Source organism: Ruminococcus sp. CAG:330, from assembly GCF_000437175.1.
In the GTDB taxonomy this organism is placed as follows: domain Bacteria; phylum Bacillota; class Clostridia; order Oscillospirales; family Ruminococcaceae; genus Ruminococcus_C.
This window is the reverse complement of sequence record NZ_FR898030.1, coordinates 1-18798: the sequence shown is the minus strand read 5'-3', so window position 1 is coordinate 18798 and position 18798 is coordinate 1. Positions and strand designations below refer to the sequence as shown.

15 protein-coding genes and 2 tRNA genes are annotated in these 18798 nt (G+C 52.9%); 12 read left to right on the top strand and 5 right to left on the bottom strand.

Annotated elements, in window-relative coordinates; all coding sequences use genetic code 11:
* The 10 genes from QZL66_RS03750 to QZL66_RS03705 form a co-directional block, all read left to right on the top strand.
* Positions 1-536 (top strand): HutD family protein (locus QZL66_RS03750; protein ID WP_293601826.1); only part of this gene is annotated, 536 nt, incomplete at its 5' end.
* A 468-nt stretch (positions 537-1004) separates the two neighbouring features.
* Positions 1005-2477, top strand: coding sequence for an aldehyde dehydrogenase family protein (locus tag QZL66_RS03745; protein WP_022410414.1), 1473 nt, complete (start codon positions 1005-1007; stop codon positions 2475-2477).
* A gap of 18 nt (positions 2478-2495) precedes the next feature.
* Positions 2496-3659, top strand: a complete 1164-nt coding sequence (locus QZL66_RS03740; protein WP_022410413.1) for an iron-containing alcohol dehydrogenase — start codon at positions 2496-2498, stop codon at positions 3657-3659.
* A gap of 576 nt (positions 3660-4235) precedes the next feature.
* A complete protein-coding gene (locus QZL66_RS03735) occupies positions 4236-5249 on the top strand; it encodes an ABC transporter substrate-binding protein (protein WP_022410412.1) in 1014 nt (337 codons plus the stop codon).
* A gap of 27 nt (positions 5250-5276) precedes the next feature.
* A complete protein-coding gene (locus tag QZL66_RS03730) occupies positions 5277-6080 on the top strand; it encodes an ABC transporter permease (protein ID WP_022410411.1) in 804 nt (267 codons plus the stop codon).
* 30 nt (positions 6081-6110) lie between these two features.
* Positions 6111-6908, top strand: a complete 798-nt coding sequence (locus QZL66_RS03725; protein WP_022410410.1) for an ABC transporter ATP-binding protein — start codon at positions 6111-6113, stop codon at positions 6906-6908.
* Positions 6909-6919: 11 nt separating this feature from the next.
* Positions 6920-7255, top strand: coding sequence for a P-II family nitrogen regulator (locus QZL66_RS03720; RefSeq protein WP_022410409.1), 336 nt, complete (start codon positions 6920-6922; stop codon positions 7253-7255).
* 19 nt (positions 7256-7274) lie between these two features.
* On the top strand, positions 7275-7631 hold the full coding sequence (locus QZL66_RS03715; RefSeq protein ID WP_022410408.1) for a P-II family nitrogen regulator: 357 nt from the start codon (positions 7275-7277) through the stop codon (positions 7629-7631).
* A gap of 16 nt (positions 7632-7647) precedes the next feature.
* The gene (locus QZL66_RS03710) at positions 7648-8442 is read left to right on the top strand and encodes an ABC transporter ATP-binding protein (RefSeq protein ID WP_022410407.1); all 795 of its coding nucleotides are present in this window, start codon (positions 7648-7650) and stop codon (positions 8440-8442) included.
* 227 nt (positions 8443-8669) lie between these two features.
* Positions 8670-11597 (top strand): hypothetical protein, encoded by a 2928-nt coding sequence (locus QZL66_RS03705; RefSeq protein ID WP_022410406.1) that lies wholly within the window; start codon positions 8670-8672, stop codon positions 11595-11597.
* A gap of 136 nt (positions 11598-11733) precedes the next feature.
* On the opposite strand, the gene QZL66_RS03700 is transcribed toward QZL66_RS03705, so the two are convergent.
* Both QZL66_RS03700 and QZL66_RS03695 read right to left on the bottom strand, forming a co-directional pair.
* Positions 11734-11809, bottom strand: a tRNA-Thr gene (locus tag QZL66_RS03700).
* A gap of 73 nt (positions 11810-11882) precedes the next feature.
* Positions 11883-11958: transfer RNA gene (locus QZL66_RS03695), tRNA-Thr, on the bottom strand.
* Positions 11959-12263: 305 nt separating this feature from the next.
* Between QZL66_RS03695 and QZL66_RS03690 the strand changes: the two genes are divergently transcribed.
* A complete protein-coding gene (locus QZL66_RS03690; RefSeq protein WP_022410405.1) occupies positions 12264-13034 on the top strand; it encodes a hypothetical protein in 771 nt (256 codons plus the stop codon).
* 12 nt (positions 13035-13046) lie between these two features.
* Positions 13047-14879 carry a glycoside hydrolase family 5 protein gene (locus QZL66_RS03685; protein WP_022410404.1) on the top strand — a complete coding sequence of 611 codons (1833 nt, stop codon included), beginning with the start codon at positions 13047-13049 and terminating at the stop codon, positions 14877-14879.
* Between the two features lie 69 nt (positions 14880-14948).
* Here the strand turns inward: QZL66_RS03685 and QZL66_RS03680 are convergent, their stop codons facing one another.
* The 3 genes from QZL66_RS03680 to QZL66_RS03670 all read right to left on the bottom strand — a co-directional run bounded on the left by QZL66_RS03680 (position 14949) and on the right by QZL66_RS03670 (position 18640).
* Positions 14949-15968 carry a rod shape-determining protein gene (locus QZL66_RS03680; protein WP_022410403.1) on the bottom strand — a complete coding sequence of 340 codons (1020 nt, stop codon included), beginning with the start codon at positions 15966-15968 and terminating at the stop codon, positions 14949-14951.
* Positions 15965-18226 (bottom strand): SF1B family DNA helicase RecD2, encoded by a 2262-nt coding sequence (locus QZL66_RS03675; RefSeq protein ID WP_022410402.1) that lies wholly within the window; start codon positions 18224-18226, stop codon positions 15965-15967. The genes QZL66_RS03680 and QZL66_RS03675 overlap by 4 nt, the downstream gene beginning before the upstream one ends.
* A gap of 66 nt (positions 18227-18292) precedes the next feature.
* Entirely contained in the window at positions 18293-18640 is a 348-nt protein-coding gene (locus QZL66_RS03670) for a hypothetical protein (RefSeq protein ID WP_022410401.1), read from the bottom strand.
* Between the last annotated feature and the right edge of the window lie 158 nt (positions 18641-18798).

Here is an 18798-nt window from a genome sequence, read left to right as displayed (position 1 = left end):
CCAGCCGCTGGAGCGGCGGTTCTACCACGCAGATGATGATCTTTCCGGCAGGCAGTTCCTACCGCAATCGGGACTTCCGGTTCCGCATCAGCAGTGCTGCGGTGGAGGATGCGGTTTCCGTGTTCACCAAACTGGACGGCGTAGAACGATTCCTCACGGTGCTGGAGGGGAAGATCTCCATCCGCACCGGCGTATCAGAGCCACAGGAGCTGAACGCCTACGACACCATCCATTTTCACGGCGGAGATGATACCGTCAGCGAGGGACAGTGCGTGGACTTCAATTTGATGCTGCGGGGCTGCAGAGGGGTGCAGAAAGCGTATTTTTGCCAGGGCAAGGATTTGTTCTATGCGGCAAAGCAGGCGCACAGCATGCTGTACTGCCGGGATACAGACATGACGCTGAAGCTTGGCGGCGAGGAGATTCGCCTGCCGGTGGGAAGCTTGTTTGTGCGGGAACCGTCGGAACAGGAGGAGGTCATCGAGCTGCTGCCGGGGAAGCCGGCGTATGTGGTGATTGCCGAGGCGTTTTGCTGAGCTGTTTTCCAAAATGGAATCAGTGTAAGGGTGGAGTGATCCGCCCTTTTTTGCTATAAAAAAGATGGAAATAGATTCTTAAATTTCAACGCAGTTTCGACACTTTTTAGACGTTTCCTTTGTATAATAGAATCAGAAAAATACAGCAGCGTGCAAAGAAAAAGAGAGAACAACGGCGTTCGACATGCGGGACAGCTTTCCCGTTCCGGATGCCGCTTTTCATTTGCCATCAGTATTTTTTAGAGCTTGTGCTCATAGGAAATATATGCGGATTTTCGAGCAAATTTTTTTGCAGACAAGGCAAAAATTTGCGGGCATACTTTCGTATGGCAAGAATTTTTAACGCAGTATGCAACAAAATTTGCCGAAAAGACGTAGATAGACGCCTATGAACACGAGCTCTCAGTATGAGCCAAATGCGTAGAACCTGCCGGACGGCAGGGAATCAAGAAAGGCGGGGAATCACAAATGGAAACAGGAAAAATGTTCATCGGCGGAGAATGGGTGGCATCCTCTTCGGGAGAGACCAGAGAGGTCATCAACCCTTATGATGCTTCGGTGATCTGCCATGTGGCAGAGGGCACGGTGGAAGATGCCGAGCATGCCATTGCCGCAGCGAAGAAAGCCTTCTATGAAGATGGCTGGGGCGACACACCGGCATACGAGAGAGCTGCGCTGTTGCGGAGCTTTGCGGATGAGATGGAGGCAAATGTGGAAAAGCTGGCAAAGGCGGAGACGCTCAACACCGGCAAGGCGCTGATCGAGTCGGAGTACGATGTCTACGATTCTGCCAACATTCTCCGGTATTATGCCGGCATTGTGACACAGCCCACAGGTCAGACCTATGACCTGAACGATCCGGCAGTGCATGCCATGACTGTGCGGGAACCGCTTGGTGTCTGTGCGCTGATCGTCGCATGGAATTTCCCGATCTCTCTGGCAATCTGGAAGCTTGCGCCGGCGCTGGCAGCCGGTAATGCCATTATCCTGAAGCCATCGGAAATCACACCGCTTTCGGCAATTCTGATGACGGAGATGATGGAGAAGGTTGGCTTCCCCAAGGGTGTTGTCAATCTGGTCATGGGCGCTGGTGCGACTGTGGGCAATGCGCTGGCATCCAGTCTGGATGTGGACAAGGTCGCATTTACCGGCGGTATTGTCACTGGCAGAAAGATCATGTGCGCAGCCTCCAGCAATGTCAAGGGCATCTCGCTGGAGCTGGGCGGCAAGTCTCCGAACATCATCTTTGCCGACGCCGATTTTGACACGGCAGTGGACTACGGTCTGTACGGCATGTTCTATAATCAGGGCGAGGTTTGCAGCGCAGGCTCCCGCATCCTTGTGGAGGATACCATCTATGACCGCTATCTGGAAAAGCTCATTGAGGGCGCCAAGAAGATCAAGATCGGCAACGGTTTTGAAGAGGGCGTAAAGATGGGACCGGTTATCAGCAAACAGCACATGGAAAAGGTGCTGAAGTACATTGAAATCGGCAAGGAAGAGGGCGCAACAGTAGCGCTCGGCGGTTACCGCATGACAGAGCCGGAGTACGAAAAGGGCTACTTCATTGCGCCGACGATTTTCACCGACACCACGCCGGAAATGCGCATTGTGCAGGAGGAGATCTTCGGACCGGTGGTTGTCATTCAGAAGTTCCACGGCGAGGAAGAGGCAATTCAGCTGGCGAACAACACCACCTATGGTCTGGCAGCCGGGATCTTCACCAGCGACAGCGCCAAGGCGCTCCGTGTGGTCAAGAAGATTCGTGCCGGCATCACTTGGATCAACACCTATGGGCCGGTTTATCCGGAAGCACCGTGGGGCGGTTACAAGCAGAGCGGTATCGGCAGAGAGCTGGGTACCTACGGACTGGACGACTATACGGAGGTCAAGCAGATTAATATCAACACCAACGTGTGTCCCACAGGTTGGTTTGAATAAACGCAGGAGGGCAAGAATATGATACCAGCATTTACATTTGAATTTCCCACCATCATTGAGTTTGGCGTGGGCAAGGTTTCGGAGATCATGAAGGCAGTGGAACGGGAAAAGGCAGACAAGGTAGTTCTGGTGACAGACCCCGTACTGGCTTCCATCGGCATGCTCGACCCCATCCGGAAGATTCTGGAGGAGAACGGTATTGCCTACACCGTCTATCAGGACATTCGGCAGAATCCGCTGTCCTCTCAGGTGGACGCTTGCGGAAAGCTCTGCGCAGAGTTCGGTGCAAAGCTCATCATTGCCGTGGGCGGCGGCAGCGTCATGGATGTGGGCAAGGGCGCAGCAGTGGTTGCCACCAATGGCGGCAGTATTGAGGACTACATGCTCATGCGTGGCGATGACATGAAAGTTCCCACAGAGAAGTTTTTGCCAGTGGCAGCGCTCCCCACCACGTCCGGCACAGGCTCGGAGGTCTCCGACTGTATCGTCATTACGGACAAGAGCCAGAAGAAAGATCTGATGCTTACCACCGAAATCGCACCGACCTATGCGTTCGTTGATCCGGCGCTGACCTTTGGCGTTCCCCGCAATATCACCGCAAACACCGGTCTGGATGTGCTGGGACACGCCATTGAGGCATATGCCTCCAATCTGGACAACAAGCTGGCGGAGCTGCTGGGGCTGGAAGCCATCAAGCTCACGTTCCAGTATCTGCCGGATGCCGTAGAGGGCAGCAAGGAGGCTCGCATCTACATGTCGCTGGCATCCATGTACGCCGGCATTGCCCAGTCCAAGGACGGCTGTATTCTGCCCCACGCCGTCAGCTGTCCGCTGTCGGTACTGCATAAGATTCCCCACGGTCTTGGGGTCGGCGTGGCGCAGATTCCCAGCATTGCGTACACCAGAAACGCCGTGCCGGAGAAGTACGTGGAGATCATGCGCTATCTGGGGGACACCACCTGTGACGAATCCAATGCAGCTGACCGTCTGATCGAGCGCATCCACGAGCTGTTCCGTGCCATCGGCGTTTCGGAGAAGGTGGACATCGGCCCGGTCACCGAGGCAGAGATCCACAAGTTCGCAGAGGATGCCATGCAGGAGGTGGACATTGAGGGCTGTCCGCAGCAGCCGGTATCTCTGGAAGATCTGGAAGAGATTTTCCGGGAGATTCTGGTACTCTAACCAATCGGAAAGCCGCAGAGAATGCACGCTCTGCGGAAAAGCATATCGCAGAAACTCCGGCAGGGAATTGTGAGCAAACGCTCCGGCAATGGCGCTGTCCCTGCCGGGGTTTCCTGTGTTTAAGAGCTCGTGTTCATAGGCATCTATCTACGTCTTTTCGGCAAATTTTGTTGCATACTGCGTTAAAAATTCTTGCCATACGAAAGTATGCCTGCAAATTTTTGCCTTGTCTGCAAAAAAATTTGCTCGAAAATCCGCATATATTTCCTATGAGCACAAGCTCTAAGAGATTGTATGAAACAATCTCTTGTATCAACGACGATACCGAAGTGTTGAGAAAACGACGATATTTGTCGAAAAAAGCAATCGACACTTTTTCAACGCAGGCGTGATAAAATAATGGCAGTGAACGGGAGAACTCAAACAGAGAAAAAGAGATTTCGTTCCAGAAAAATCCGTTGTGCGCTTTGCAGGAATGGAAAAAATTCAGATTTCAATTGGCAAGGACGCCGGCTGAACCACACGTGCAGTCGGCGTTTTTCCTTTTGGAAGGGATGATGAAAGGGAGTTGTTCGTATGAGAAACGAGAAAATGAAGCGGAACCGGAAGACTTTGGGAAAGGCAACAGCTTGCCTGTGTGCCCTGACGATGCTGGCAGGCTCCATGACCGCCTGCGGTAGCTCCAGCTCCGGCAAGAAAGACGATACGGTGACCATCTCCTTCACCACATGGATTGGCTATGCGCCGCTGTTTATCGCTAAGGAAAAGGGTATCTTTGAAAAGAACGGTGTCAATGTAGATCTGCGTGTCATCGAGAGTGCCGGCGATATCAAGAGCGCCATTGCTTCCGGTGCAATTCAGGGCTATGCACAGACCATCGACACTGTTATTATGGGAATTGGTGCTGGACTGGATTCCACACAGGTGCTTGCGCTGGATACTTCCGATGGCGGTGACGGCATTGTCTGCAAGAACGAATACAACTCCATCGAAGATCTGCGTGGCAAAAAAGTGGCACTGGACACCTCCGGCGGTGCGAGCCTGTTCTATTTCAATTATGTCATCGGGCAGTATGACATGAGCATGGATGATTTCGACATCCAGAACATGTCCGCCGGTGATGCCGGTTCCGCTTTTGTCGGCGGCAGCGTGGATGCCGCTGTTACCTGGGAGCCGTGGCTGACCAATGCCAAGCAGACGGATTTTGGCAAGGTGCTCCGCTCCAGCTCTGAGGATCCGGGCGTTATCTGCGACACGCTGTGTTTCCTCAATGACTACGTACAGGAAAACAAGGACAAGGTGCAGGCAATCTGTGACTCGTGGTTCGAGGCGCTGGACATGCTGAACGATCCGTCCACTCACGATGACTGCATCAAGATCATGGCAGATTATCAGGGCATGACAGTGGCAGAGCTGGAGGATACGCTTCCCTGCGTTACCTATTATGATCGGGACAAGAATAAGGAGTTTGTCGGCGGCGGAGAGCTGCAGGATATGAGCGAGTATGCTGCAAAGGTTTGGTATGACATCAAGCTGGTGGATGCAGAGATCGACTGCTCCAAGTGTGTGGATACGGAATTTGTTTCCTGACAAATGGAAAAGAGAAGGTGAATTTTCATGAAAACAGGCAAACTGAAACGGAGCTTTACCCCGCAGGACAGCATCTCGAAAAAGGGCTATTTTATCATTGCGGTATGTTCTTTCCTGCTGGTGTTTCTCGTCTGGCTGCTTCTGACAGAGCTGGGATTGGTCAATGAAAAGTTCCTGCCAAAGCCCATTGAAACCTTGCAGACCGGCATCCGGCTCTTTACGGAGAACGGCTTCTTGCAGGACATCGGCGTTACGACATATCGTGTGCTGCTGGGATTTCTGATCTCCATGGTTGTGGCGGTGCCGCTGGGCATTTTGATCGGTGTGTATGCGCCAATTGAGGCGTTCTTTGAACCGGTCATGTCCTTCCTGCGGTATCTGCCGGTAACTGCGTTCATTCCGCTGTTCATTCTGTGGATCGGTATTGATGAGAGGGAGAAGGTCGCAGTTATCATTCTGGGTACGTTCCCGCAGTTGCTTCTGATGGTGGCAGGGGATACCCGAAAGGTCAAGCACGACCTCATCGAGGTATCCTACACCTTGGGCACCAACCGGCTGAACGTGGTATGGCGTGTGGTATTTCCGGCAGCAATGCCATACATTCTGGATTCCCTCCGCATGGTGCTTGGCTGGGCTTGGACATATGTCACCGTGGCAGAAATGATCGGTGCATCCTCCGGTATCGGCTATATGATCATTCAGTCCCAGAGAATGCTGAACGTCGGCAAGATCTTCGTGGGAATCCTGACCATCGGAATTATCGGTCTTTTGTTCGACTTCCTGTTTAAGTGGCTCAGTAAGAAGCTGTTCCCGTGGTTCAGCAAGAGCTGAGCGGCAGCGCAGAAGAAAGGGTGAGGCAACATGGCACAGAGCAATGTGGTGTTTGATATTCAGGATGTGAGCAAGGTCTTCCGCTCCAGACGGAAGGAGGTGCAGGCACTGTCCCACATCCGGCTTCAGGTGAAAAAGAACGAGTTTGTGGCACTGCTGGGAACTTCCGGCTGCGGAAAATCCACATTGCTGCGGATGCTCTGCGGTTTGGATTTCCCCACAGAGGGCGAGATCCTCTGGAATGGAGAGCGGATCACAGGGCCGGGCATGGATCGTGGCATGGTATTTCAGGGCTATACGCTGTTTCCGTGGATGCGTGTGCTGGACAACGTGGCGTATGGGCTTCGTGCCAGCGGCATGAGCAAGCAGGAGCGTATGGACGTTGCAAAGCAGTTTTTGTCGGACATTGGACTGGAGGACTTTACACAGGTCTATCCAAGCCAGCTCTCCGGCGGAATGCGGCAGCGTGTCGCCATTGCCCGTGCCCTTGCTGCCAATCCGGAATCCCTGCTGCTGGACGAGCCGTTCGGCGCACTGGATGCCCAGACCAGACGGCACATGCAGGAGCTGACGCTTCAAATGTGGCGCAAGTATCCCAAGACGGTGATTATGGTCACCCACGATGTGGAAGAGGCGATTCTGATGGCAGACCGTGTTGTGATCATGTCTGCGCATCCGGGCTGTGTGCGGGAGGTACTGGAAATTGACATTCCGCGTCCAAGGGATGCGGCGGTCAAGCGCACAGAGCAATTTCGGAAATACAAGAAATACTGCACAGATATCATTCTGGAAGAGAGCCAGAAAGCGGAAATGCGAATCGAGGACTAGGAGGAACTATCATGAAAAGTGTAAAAGCGATCATTCGACCGGAAAAGGTGTTTGAGGTCATGGAGAAGCTTTCGGATGCCGGTTTCCATGCGGTCACCCGCATGACCATTCTGGGTCGGGGCAAACAGCGCGGTCTGAAAGTCGGCAACGTGTACTACGACGAGATCCCCAAGGAACTGATCGAGATCGTAGTGGAGGACGGCGAAGTGGACAAGCTGGTGTCCATTATCGAAAACAACGCCAAGACCATGACAGACGGCAAGCTGGGCACCCATGGTGACGGCAAGATCTTTATCATGGATGTGGAACGTGCCATCACCATCAGTTCCGGAGAAGAAGTGCTGTGAGCGGAAGGAGCTGTGCCATATGAAGTATCTGGAAATTATCATCCGTCCGGAGCGCTACACGGCGACAAAGGAAGCCCTTGCAGCAGGACGGTTCTATTCCGCCATCACGTTTGACGTGCTGGGACGCGGAAAAAAAGCGTGCCATTATGCGCTGCATGATGCCGCAGAGAGTGAGGAAGAACAGTTCTCCATCCCGTTTCTGTGCAAGAAGTTCATCGGCATCTATGCGCTGGACGAAGAGGTGGAGGAGATCATCTCCATCGTGAAGTCGGTGAATTCCACCGGCAGCGAGGGCGACGGCAAGATCTTCGTCTATGCGTTGGAGGAGGCCACCAGAATCAGCAACGGCATGACGGGAGAAGATGCACTGGTGTAAAAGAGAGGTGAGAAACATGCTGGAGAGCAGCGAACGAATCGAAGCGAAAATGGCGTCGACCAACATCAGCGCCGAGCATATTACCAAGGTCTATCAGGCACGGAAGAAGCAAACCGTTGCCATGCAGGATTGCAGCATTCAGATTCTGGAAAACGAGTTTGTCTGTATTGTCGGTGCTTCCGGCTGCGGCAAATCCACACTGCTGCGGATGCTGGCAGGGCTGGACTTTCCCACAGAGGGAACGATCACCGTCAACGACAAGCCGGTGACCGGCCCCGGTGTAGACCGTGGTATGGTGTTTCAGGGCTACACGCTGTTCCCGTGGCTGACAGTGGAACAGAACCTGCGGTACGGGCTGAAGCTGAAAAAAATGCCCAAGCCCCAGCAGGACGAGATTGTGGACAAGTACCTGAAGATCATCGGACTTTCCAATTTCCGGAACGCCTATCCCCATCAGCTGTCCGGCGGTATGAAGCAGCGTGTTGCCATTGCCCGGATGCTTGCCAATTCGCCAGAGTTTCTGCTGATGGATGAGCCGTTCGGTGCGCTGGATCCTATCACCAAGGCACGGCTTCAGGTGTTTCTCCGAGAGATTTGGCGGGAGCTGCGTCCCACTACGGTGTTCGTCACCCACGACATCGAGGAAGCAGTCTTTCTGGCAACCAAGATCTACGTGCTGTCCAGCCGTCCCGGCAGGGTTAAAGCGGAGATTCCGGTGAACCTGACCTATAAGCGCACGCTGGATCTGAAAGATACCGAGGAATTCTACGCCTACTATCAGCAGATCGAAAAGCTGATCCAGGAAAACTGACAGTCCGGAGTATGCAAGTACTCCCTTCCCATAAAGTCCATATACGCAAATGCCGTCTGCGCTGTTGTCTGACAGAGCAGGCGGTATTTGTCTGTCCGGATCGTTTGCGCTTTACGCAGAAAAACTGCATTTCACGCAAAAAACTTGTTCGTTTATTCGATATATGATATAATAAATCATATACTTTTAAAACAATATGTGCGAATTTTAGAAAAGGAGGCATTCACATGAACAACAAGAACAACAAATCCAAAAAGGTGCTGGCAATGCTGGCTGCGGCGACACTATGCAGCGGAATGCTGCTGTACGTTCCGGCGGACACGCTGCGGGTGGGATGGAGTCTTTCGGCAAGTGCGGACGAAATTGCCGAGGATGCGGAAACAGCATCTTCTCCGGTATTGCAGCTGTATGTAGACGGAAAGCAAGTCACCGGCGAAGACGGCTCTACGGATGGTTACACGGTTAGCGATGCAAATGCAGGCTGGAGCTACGACAGTGCAACAAACGTGCTCACGCTGGAAAATGCGACGATTTCTCAGGTTAAATTCAAAACAGGAGATTTGGTTGTCCAGCTGATTGGAGAAAATACGATTACAAATAGCAGCTCAATAAAAAAGGATGGGGCGAATGCATCACTCACATTGATGGGTGGTGGTATTTTGAATTGTCAAGAAATAGAGTGTTACTATTCGGGCCATGGTGAAATTACGATCCAAAATGTCACAGTCAACGCATCTAGAATAGCAAGCGGAGGTTTGATGACAATTGAGGACAGCATCGTTCATGTGACAACAACGACGGAAATTATAAAATCTGGGAATGCGGTTTATGCAGAAAGTACAGGAGATTTCAAAGGAATTATCAATGCTAAGAACAGTGAAATTATTGCAATTGGTGCATATAAATCACATGGCGGCTTGTTCGCCAGAGAAAAGGCTACCATGGAAAATTGCTATATTCACGCCGAGAGTTCGAAAGAATCAAGTACCTATAATGATTTGAGCGGTGCTTATAACGAAGGCTTTACTTTTATCAACTGTCAGGTTGAAATTACGAAGAATTTTGATTATTATACAGAAAGTGGTATGAAGAACACGGATTCTATCATTTCTGAAAAAGAGGGTGTCGTAGTTTACGGCACGGTGACACTGCACAAGCCTATGACGGTGACTTCCGGCAAAAAGCTTTTGTTTCAGGAGGGGGCATCGATCACCAATCTGGATCAGCTGACTGTGGAAGATGGCGTGTCAATTCAGGAAAACGGTGTAGTGCACACGCACAATACCGATGGAGAAGTCACTTATACTAAGAAAGACGATGCCTCCCATGTGAAAACCACATCCTGCGCCGATTGTCCCATTGGGTATGCAACCAAGACAGAAGAGGCGCATACTTTCGTCAACGGTTTTTGTACAGAATGCGATGCGTATGAACCGGCAGTGCAGACCGGAGAAAAGTCCTATGAGATCGGAAACGGCGGTCAGCTCTACTGGTTTGCGGACAAAATAAATGCTGTTGATATGTCGGAGAGCACCAGCGGACTGGAGAACCTCCATGTAACATTGACGGCAGACATTGTGGTCAATGAAAACGTTCTTACGGACGGACATCTGAGCACTGAGGGAAGCTTCAGAGAGTGGACACCGATGCAGGGTTTCTATGATGGTGTATTTGACGGGAACGGTCATACCATTCGCGGACTTTTTGCTTATACCCAGAAAGGTTCTGGCTTATTTTCTACAGTGTCTGGAAGCACGATCCGGAATGTCGGCATAGTTGATTCGTATTTTTATGGAGCTAACGTGGTTGGCAGCATTTGCGGCGTTTCGTTGGAAAGTACACTGGAAAATTGCTACAGCCAATCGATGACGGTCGGTGCGATTGAATCAAGTATGACCGGCGGTATTTGCGGGTTCGCAAGTCAGGGCACCATCAGAAACTGTTATAATACCGGAATGGTTGTCGATGGGGGCAGCGCCGGTTTGAGCGGAATTGTAGAGCGCAGTTCGAATAACAGTATCGTGGAAAACTGCTACTATCTGTCTGACGATGAAACAGACGATGTGGACGGTACAACCGCCATGGAGCTGGAGCGCTTTGAAAGCGGTGAGGTCGCCTATCTTCTGTCAGAAGGCGAGAACGGCACGGTTTGGGGGCAGCACATCGGCGAGGAATCTGCACCTGTTCTGAATGGCGAAAAGGTATATCAAAACAACAATTATCGGGGCTGCAATGACACTTCTCCGGTTGCAAATGTCTTTTACCGCAATACAGAGGGGAACACATTCGGTAGCCATGCCTATGAGAACGGCAAGTGCAAGTACTGCGGAATATTCGAGGATGGCATCGGCGCAAATCTTGTTGGCTATTCCCTCAGTCTTGGCGGAAACATTGGCGTCAACTTCTACATGGAGCTTTCCGATGCGGTCGTTGCAGACAATGGCGCATATATGCAGTTTACCCTGCCAAACGGAACGGTTTCTCATGTTCCGGTGAGCGAGGCAAAGGTCACGGAGAAAGACGGGAAAACCTATTATGTCTTCTCGTGCGATGTGGCAGCCAAGGAAATGTACGACACCATTCAGGCGCAGATCATCACCAGCGACAAGACTGGCGCAGTTTACCGGTACTCCGTAAATGATTATGCGAAATATGTCATCAATGAGAAAAATGGCTATGCGGAGAATGTCCGCAATGTTGCTTCTGCAATGCAGAATTACGGAACTTGTGCCAGTGCATATTTCGTTGGAATGTCTGCGCCGGCAATTATTGAACTAGGCGCTGTCAAAGCAGAATTGCTGGAGGATTCTATGGCTTTGACGGGCGGATCGCTGCCGGAGGGTGTGACCTACTGCGGTGCAAGCCTGCTTCTGGAGTCGAAGACCACGCTGCGTCACTATTTCAAGGCAGAAGACGGCGTGGACATGAGCAGCTACGGTTTGAAAGAAAAGGACGGCTATTATTACTGCGAGATTGCAGATATCGCAGCAGGAAAGCTTGCGGTCGCCAAGAATGTGCGTGTCGGAAAGTTTACGATTTTGTCTAGCCCGATGTCCTATGCTTACACCGTCCTGAGCAGCGACACGGCAGGTGAAAATTTGAAAGACCTAATGAAAGCGCTGTACCTCTACAATCAGGCAGTAGAGAAACTGTAATTCTCAGGCATTCAGAATAAAATAACAGAACAGCGTCCCCTGTACCGGCCAAAAGACTGGTGCAGGGGACGCTGCTGTCTAAAAAATACGGAAAGCCAAAAAGCACGCAATTTCAAGTGAAACTGCGTGCGATTTCTGGAGCTGTTAACCAGATTCGAACTGGTGACCTCTTCCTTACCAAGGAAGTGCTCTACCAACTGAGCTATAACAGCAAGCAAATTTTGAAAGTAGAAACAAGCCGAAAAATAGACAGTCTCGGAGAAACCGAAACTGCGTGCGGCTTCGTGGAGCTGTTAACCAGATTCGAACTGGTGACCTCTTCCTTACCAAGGAAGTGCTCTACCAACTGAGCTATAACAGCATCGGATTTGTGACTCTCGGTGAACTTGCGAATATTATTATACCACCAGATCGGGAAAATGTCAAGAAAAAAATACGAAAATTCAGCTAAAACGAAAAAAGAAAAGAAATTTCCAAAAAAACAAAAGATAATTAGATGATGCACCGAAAATACGCATGTTTTCTCTGGAAAAGAGAAAAAAAGAAACTGCGGGCGAAAAGGTGCTGGTGAATTCTGCAAAAAACGTTGCATTTTGACGGATGGCGTGGTATAATGAGGAAAAGCAAACCGCTTTTTAGAATTGTTTTTCAGAAGGAGTTTTTTCAATGCAATATCAGAAGAGAAAGGGTGCACGGCTTTTTACAGGGCTGGTTTGTCTTGCACTGGCTGCCGGAATGACCGGATGCAGCGACATCGCCGACACCACATCGAGTCTGCCGGCAGGGACGACTGCAGCGCAGGCAGCGGAGGAGACGACAGAAACCACATTGGAGCGCATCGAGGAATCTGTCAATTCTATGCAGGAGACTGCACCGGCGGATGCTGCCACTTCGGACACTGCTCTCACTGTGGAGGAGCGCACCTCGGAAGAGGCTGCTTCCGGCGGAGAACTGGTGGGAGATACCGGCTTGACGGCGGAGGCGTGGTGCACACAGGCACAGCAGATCTATGAGAACGCCGCATCCACCTATTTTATCTATCAGGCATCCAGCGGTATGGGTTTCACCTATGACACCAGCGATACCATTGGCGATGGAAGCTGGCAGCGTGTCACCAATTACAGTACCATCGAAGAGGCGGAAGCAGGGTACTACGAAGTTTTTGCGCAGGCAGGACATGAAACCGATCTGGATGCACAGTTCCAGATGTCGGACGGCAAGCTCTACCGTCGCTGTGGTGACCGCGGCAGCGATATCAGCTACCAAAGCTCGACGGTTACAGCGCTGACCGGCAGCACAGCGGACACACTTACGTTTTCTGTGGTATCCAGCTATCAGTTCCCCGATGAAACCGAGGCAACCCAGAAGGAGAGCGTTTTGACACTGGTGTATGAGCGCGGCGCATGGCGTGTGGGAACATTCACCATGCCCTATTAAAAGGAGGAACAAATGCGGCAGAAAAAGACATGGGGTGTTCTGACGGCTGCGCTGGCAGCGGTTGCAGTGGGCACTTGCGCACTTTCCGGCGCTGCGCTGGAAACTGGTTCCGGAGAACTGGGCGAACTTCAGGCGTTTTTGCTGGGCAGGACGGAGAGTGGTTCGCAGGATCTGAATGCTGACGGGATCACCGACGGCATGGATCTGGCAGCACTGCGTCAGAAAGCGGCACAGGAACAGGAGATACAGGACGGCTATACCGGTTTCATCCGGACACAGGGAAAGCTTCTTGTGGATGAGGACGGCAAGCAGTATATCATCAAGGGTATGGCGTTTGGCAACGAGGTGTGGTCGAATCCGTCCACACCGCCCACGCTCCACCACAATGCGGAGAGCTATCAGGAGCTGGCAGAGATGGGCTTCGATTCCGTCCGGTTTTATCTGAACTACGGCATGTTTGAGTCCGACAGCAATCCCTACACCTATCGGGAAGAGGGCTTTCAGTGGCTGGATACCAACATTGCCTGGGCAAAGGCAGCGGGGATACGGCTGGTGCTGAACATGCACTATCCGGAGGGCGGCTACCAGTCGCAGGGAAACGGCACAGCGCTCTGGACAGAGCCGGAGAATCAGAAACGGCTGAGTGCCCTCTGGCGGGCAATCGCCCAGCGTTATGCCGATGAACCGGTGATCTTGGGATATGGCCTGGTCAACGAGCCGGTGGTGGCAGCGTCCGACGGTACGGCTGCGCTGAAGCTGTGGCAGTCTGTGGCACAGGAGCTGACGGACAGCATCCGCACCGTTGACCAGAATCACATGATCTTCGTGGAACGTATGTGTGCTGCCCAGAATCTTGCCGGCACGCAGGAACAGTGGATCAACTTCAACGATGAGAACAACTACGTGCACCTGGATGATGACAATGCTGTATACGAATTCCACTACTACGATCCGCATGCCTTCACCCATCAGGGCTTTGACTGGGCGGGAACGCTGGGAAACGATGTCACCTATCCGGACGAAAACTACATGGTGTCCACTGGAAACGCCCAGTGGGCAACGTCCACATTTTCCGGCGAAAAGGCGGACACCTCCACAGATGAGTGGCAATATCTCAGGAGCGGCAGAATTACGCCGAAATCCGACGGGACACAGATGATCAGTCTGGTCTTTCAGGCACAGAATGTGGGCGAGTACGGTCTTGCCCATGCGGACGAACTGCGGCTGGATGAGTACGACGAAAACGGCGATTTCGTGCAGACGATCTATGCCGAGGACTTCGACAAAAACGGTTCGCTGAACTTCTGGTCCAGCGACAATTCCGGCTCCAAGTCCTATGATTCCATGACAGGACATCTGAAAGAGGGCAGCCTGCTCATCTCCCGCACCACAGACGACGCTAACTGCAGTACCCGCTATTTCCGCCCGACACCGGGACACAGCTATGAGGCGAGCGGTTATTTTCAGGTGACCACCAAGAATGCCAATGCCATTGTGCGTCCCCGTGTGGATGTGTGGAATGTGGATTCCATCGAGGTGCTGAATCGGGCGTATCTGGAAAAAACCATTCAGCAGAACATCACATTCTCTGAGACCTACGATGTGCCGGTGTACTGCGGTGAATTTGGCGCAGGCGCACACTGCTTCGAGAACGACCGTGGCGGTGACCGCTGGATGGATGATGTCATGGATATTTTCCACGATGCGGACATCAGCTTCAACTACCACGCATTCCACGAGGGTTCGTTCGGTCTGTACTGGGGCAGCGGACTCCCCACTCCGGATACCCGCAACAACACGCTGTATCAGGTGCTGGTGGAAAAGCTGAAGAAATACGCCGAGTAAAACCACCGCCAATTTATCTGACAAGAAAAGCGTATCCGATTGATTTCGGATACGCTTTTTTCTGTCTGTTTACTTGAACTGATAGACGGCGATATTTTCGAAGCCGTCCAGCAGAGTGTCCATTTTGCGGAATGCAATGGCTGTTCCCTTTGCCACGCAGTGGATGGCATCCTTTGCTACCACGCACTTGACTTGCAGCGTGCGCTCCACCAGCTTTCGCAGACCGCCCAGCATTGCGCCGCCGCCTGCCATGAGCACGCCGTTCTCGTAGATGTCGCCGACCAGCTCCGGCGGTGTCTCCTCCAGAACGGTTTTGATCGCCTCGATGATGTCAGCGACAACGTCCTCTACTGCCTCAAAAATCTCCAGTTCGCTGATCTCCCGCATTTCCGGCAGACCGCTGACCAGATTGCGTCCCTTGACCCACATGGTCACATCAGCTCTGGGATCGTAGAGGTTGGTCATCTCGATCTTCACCCGTTCGGCAGTGCGCTCGCCGATGAGCAGCTTATAGCGTGTCTGCATGTAGCGGATGATCGCCTGATCCAGCGTGTTGCCGGCTGCACGCACAGAGTGGGAGGTGACGATGCCGTTCATGGATACAATGGCAACATCTGTGGTGCCGCCGCCGATGTCCACGACCATGTTGCCCCGTGCCTTTCCGATGTTCACCCCTGCGCCGATGAGGGCGGCGATTGGCTCATCGATGAGGTACGCCTTACGTGAACCGGCACTCATGGCAGCTTCCACCACGGCACGTTTTTCCACGTCTGTGATAAAAGAAGGAACGCAGATGATGATGCGCGGCTTGGTCAGCCGGTGCCCGCTCACCTGTAGGATAAACTCCCGAATCATGTACTGTGTCATGCGGTCGTCGGAGATCACACCGCCGGAGAGCGGACGGATGACCTCAATATAACTGGGCGTCTTGCCAATCATTTGATAGGCACGTTTTCCCACGGCGAGCACTTCCTTGGTGCGTTTGTGATAGGCGATGGCGGATGGTTCGCTGAGTACCACACCCTTTTTCCCCAGTGTGATGACGGTATTGGCGGTGCCAAGGTCAATTCCAATGTCTGTTTTGCTCATTCCGTTTCCTCCTGTTTCAGTTCTGGGATGTCCTCTGGAAGAGAGGGCTGTTCCGTCTGCGGACGCTGAAGCATATCCCGCAGGCAGGTATATCGATTCATACGGCGGTTGTTATCCACCATTTGGTAAATGACGTTTTTTGAGCCAATGAGAATGAGAAGCCGGCGTGCCCGTGTGACGGCGGTATAGAGCAGATTGCGGTAGTACAGCCGTGGAAATCCGCCCAGCAGGGGAATCACCACAGCCTGAAATTCGCTGCCCTGACTCTTGTGCACAGTGATGGCATAGGCAAGTTCCAGCTGATCCAGCTGGTCAAATGCGTAGGTCACAAATCGGCCGTCAAATTCCGCCGTCACCTCCTGCGTCTGCCGGTTGATAGTGCGGAGATAGCCGATGTCGCCGTTGAAGATGCCGGTGCCGTTTTCTCCCTCTTTGTGCCAGATGATGTCGTAGTTGTTTTTCATCTGCATCACCTTGTCGCCCTCCCGAAAGGTATAGAGTACGGATTTCACCTCCGCCGTGGAGGTGCTGGGAGGGTTGAGCGCTTCCTGTAGCTGCTTGTTCAGCTCTACAACCCCCAGAACGCCCTTGCGGGATGGGGTGATGACCTGAATATCCTCTGTCGGGGAGTAGCCGTACGCCTGCGGCAGCCGTGTCTGCACCAGTTCCAGCATCAGGTCAGTCGCCTGACCGGCGGTAAGGCGCTGGAAAAAGAAGCAGTCGCTGTTTTTTTGCAGGAGGTCGGGGTATTCGCCCTGAATGATGCGGTGTGCGTTGGTGATGATGCTGCTCTTCTGCGCCTGCCGGAAGATTTCTTTCAGAGCGACCACAGGAACTCTTTCGCTGTCGATGAGGTCACGGAGAAGATTGCCGGCTCCCACGGAGGGCAGCTGGTCACAGTCGCCCACCAGCACCAGCTTGCATCCAAGACGCAGCGCACGCAGCAGATGTTCGAAGAGCAGCACGTCCACCATGGACATCTCGTCCACCACCATAACATCACATTCCAGCGGATTCTGTTCGTTGTGCTGGAAGCACATGTTGCCCGACATGTCGTATTCCACGGCGAGCATGCGGTGGATGGTACTGGCGTCGTAGCCGGTGAGGTCGGAGATGCGGCTGGCAGCTCTGCCCGTTGGTGCGGCGATCATGACCCGATATCCCGTCTTCTCGTATAGGCGGATGATGGCGTTGAGGGTGGTAGTCTTGCCGGTGCCGGGACCGCCGGTGAGAATCATCATACTGCGGGAGAGAGCGGTGTTGATCGCCTCACGCTGAAGATCAGCGTACTGCATGCCGTTTTGGGACTCCTGTTCGTCGATGAGTTGATTCCAGTCCTCCCGTGTTTCCGGTGCGCTGAAATCCAGGATCACCCCCACACGATCGGCGATGTACTGTTCGGCGATGTAGTAGTCCTCCAAATAGACAAACGTCCGCCCGCCTTTGTCATAGGCGTAGATGTCGTGTTCGTCCAGCAATTCGGCATAGGCTGCGTCGAAGTCCGCCACAGCAATTTGGAGATAGGCGCTGACCTTCTCCCGCAGCTTGTCCAGCGGCAGACAGGTATAGCCGGAATTGGCATTGTAGTTCAGGATGTAGACCATGCCCGCCTGAATGCGCTGGCGGCAGGAGGGAGAGAAGTCCATTTCCTGCGCCATGGCATCGGCTTTCTGGAATTCCAGATCGATGCCGTGGGAGCAGAGCAGGTAGGGATTGGCTGCGATCATATCCACTGCACCGCTGCCCCAGCGTTGGTAGGCACGCATGGCGTACTTGGAGCGGATGTCGTACTGCACAAGAAACTGCATGAGTCCGCGCAGGGCGAAGATCTGCTGTACCTCGGCGGCAATCGACTCACACTTTTTGGGCGAGATGCCACGTACTTCCAAAAGCCGTGTGGGCGTTTTCTCCATGACTTCCAAGGTGCGGTCGCCGAAGTTCTCCACGATCTTGCGTGCCAGCGATGGACCAATACCCTTGATGACACCGGAGGCGAGATACCGCTGAATATTGGCAGCATCTGCCGGCAGCCGGCGCTCCCAGTACTGGGCGTGGAATTGTGCGCCGAATTTGGGGTGGTTCTGATATTCGCCCTCCACCAAAAGGCGCTCGCCCTCTTCTGCGGTGCCGATTTCTCCCACGACGGTAACCAGCGAACCGTCCACGTCCAGTTCCAGTACCGTGTATCCATTTTTCTCATTGGTAAAGAGCACGTGTTCCACGATGCCCTCCAGCCGGAGTGCTTTTTCCTCAGCCAACTGCGTTCCCTCTTTTCTTTCGAAGCCTTTCTCTATTATACACGTTTTTTCGACGAAATGCAATCCTTATTTTTGCGCCGGAGCAATTTCCTCCAAGATTTGCGGAAGCTCCTCCATGTGGCAGCAGCGAAATCCCCGGTGTGTCCGGCAAAATGCCTGCAAATCCGGCAGCAGACGCTTTTCCGGTGTGGCATCCACCAGCCATACCGTTTTCAGCAGCGCACAGTCCGCCCAGAGTACCTGTGCCGCAAGCGCCTCCAGCTGTGCCTGAAGCTGCGCCTGTTCGGACAGCGCCACCCATGTGACTATGCGTTCCGGCAGTGTGTGCTCCTGCATGCGACGGCAGATGCCCAGAATGGCGAGCGCTCCTGCTGTCAGCGTGCAGAGAATCAGAAGCCATAGCAGCCCCTCCATATTCTCACCCCCATTTGCATTGTGTTCCTTTGGTTTCATGGTATGCGTGGCGGGAGAAAAGGTGCGTGACCGACGGGGAACAGAAACAAAAAAGACGGCAGAGAACTGCCGCCTTTGGAATATGCACATTTGAGAGCTCGTGTTCATAGGCGTCTATC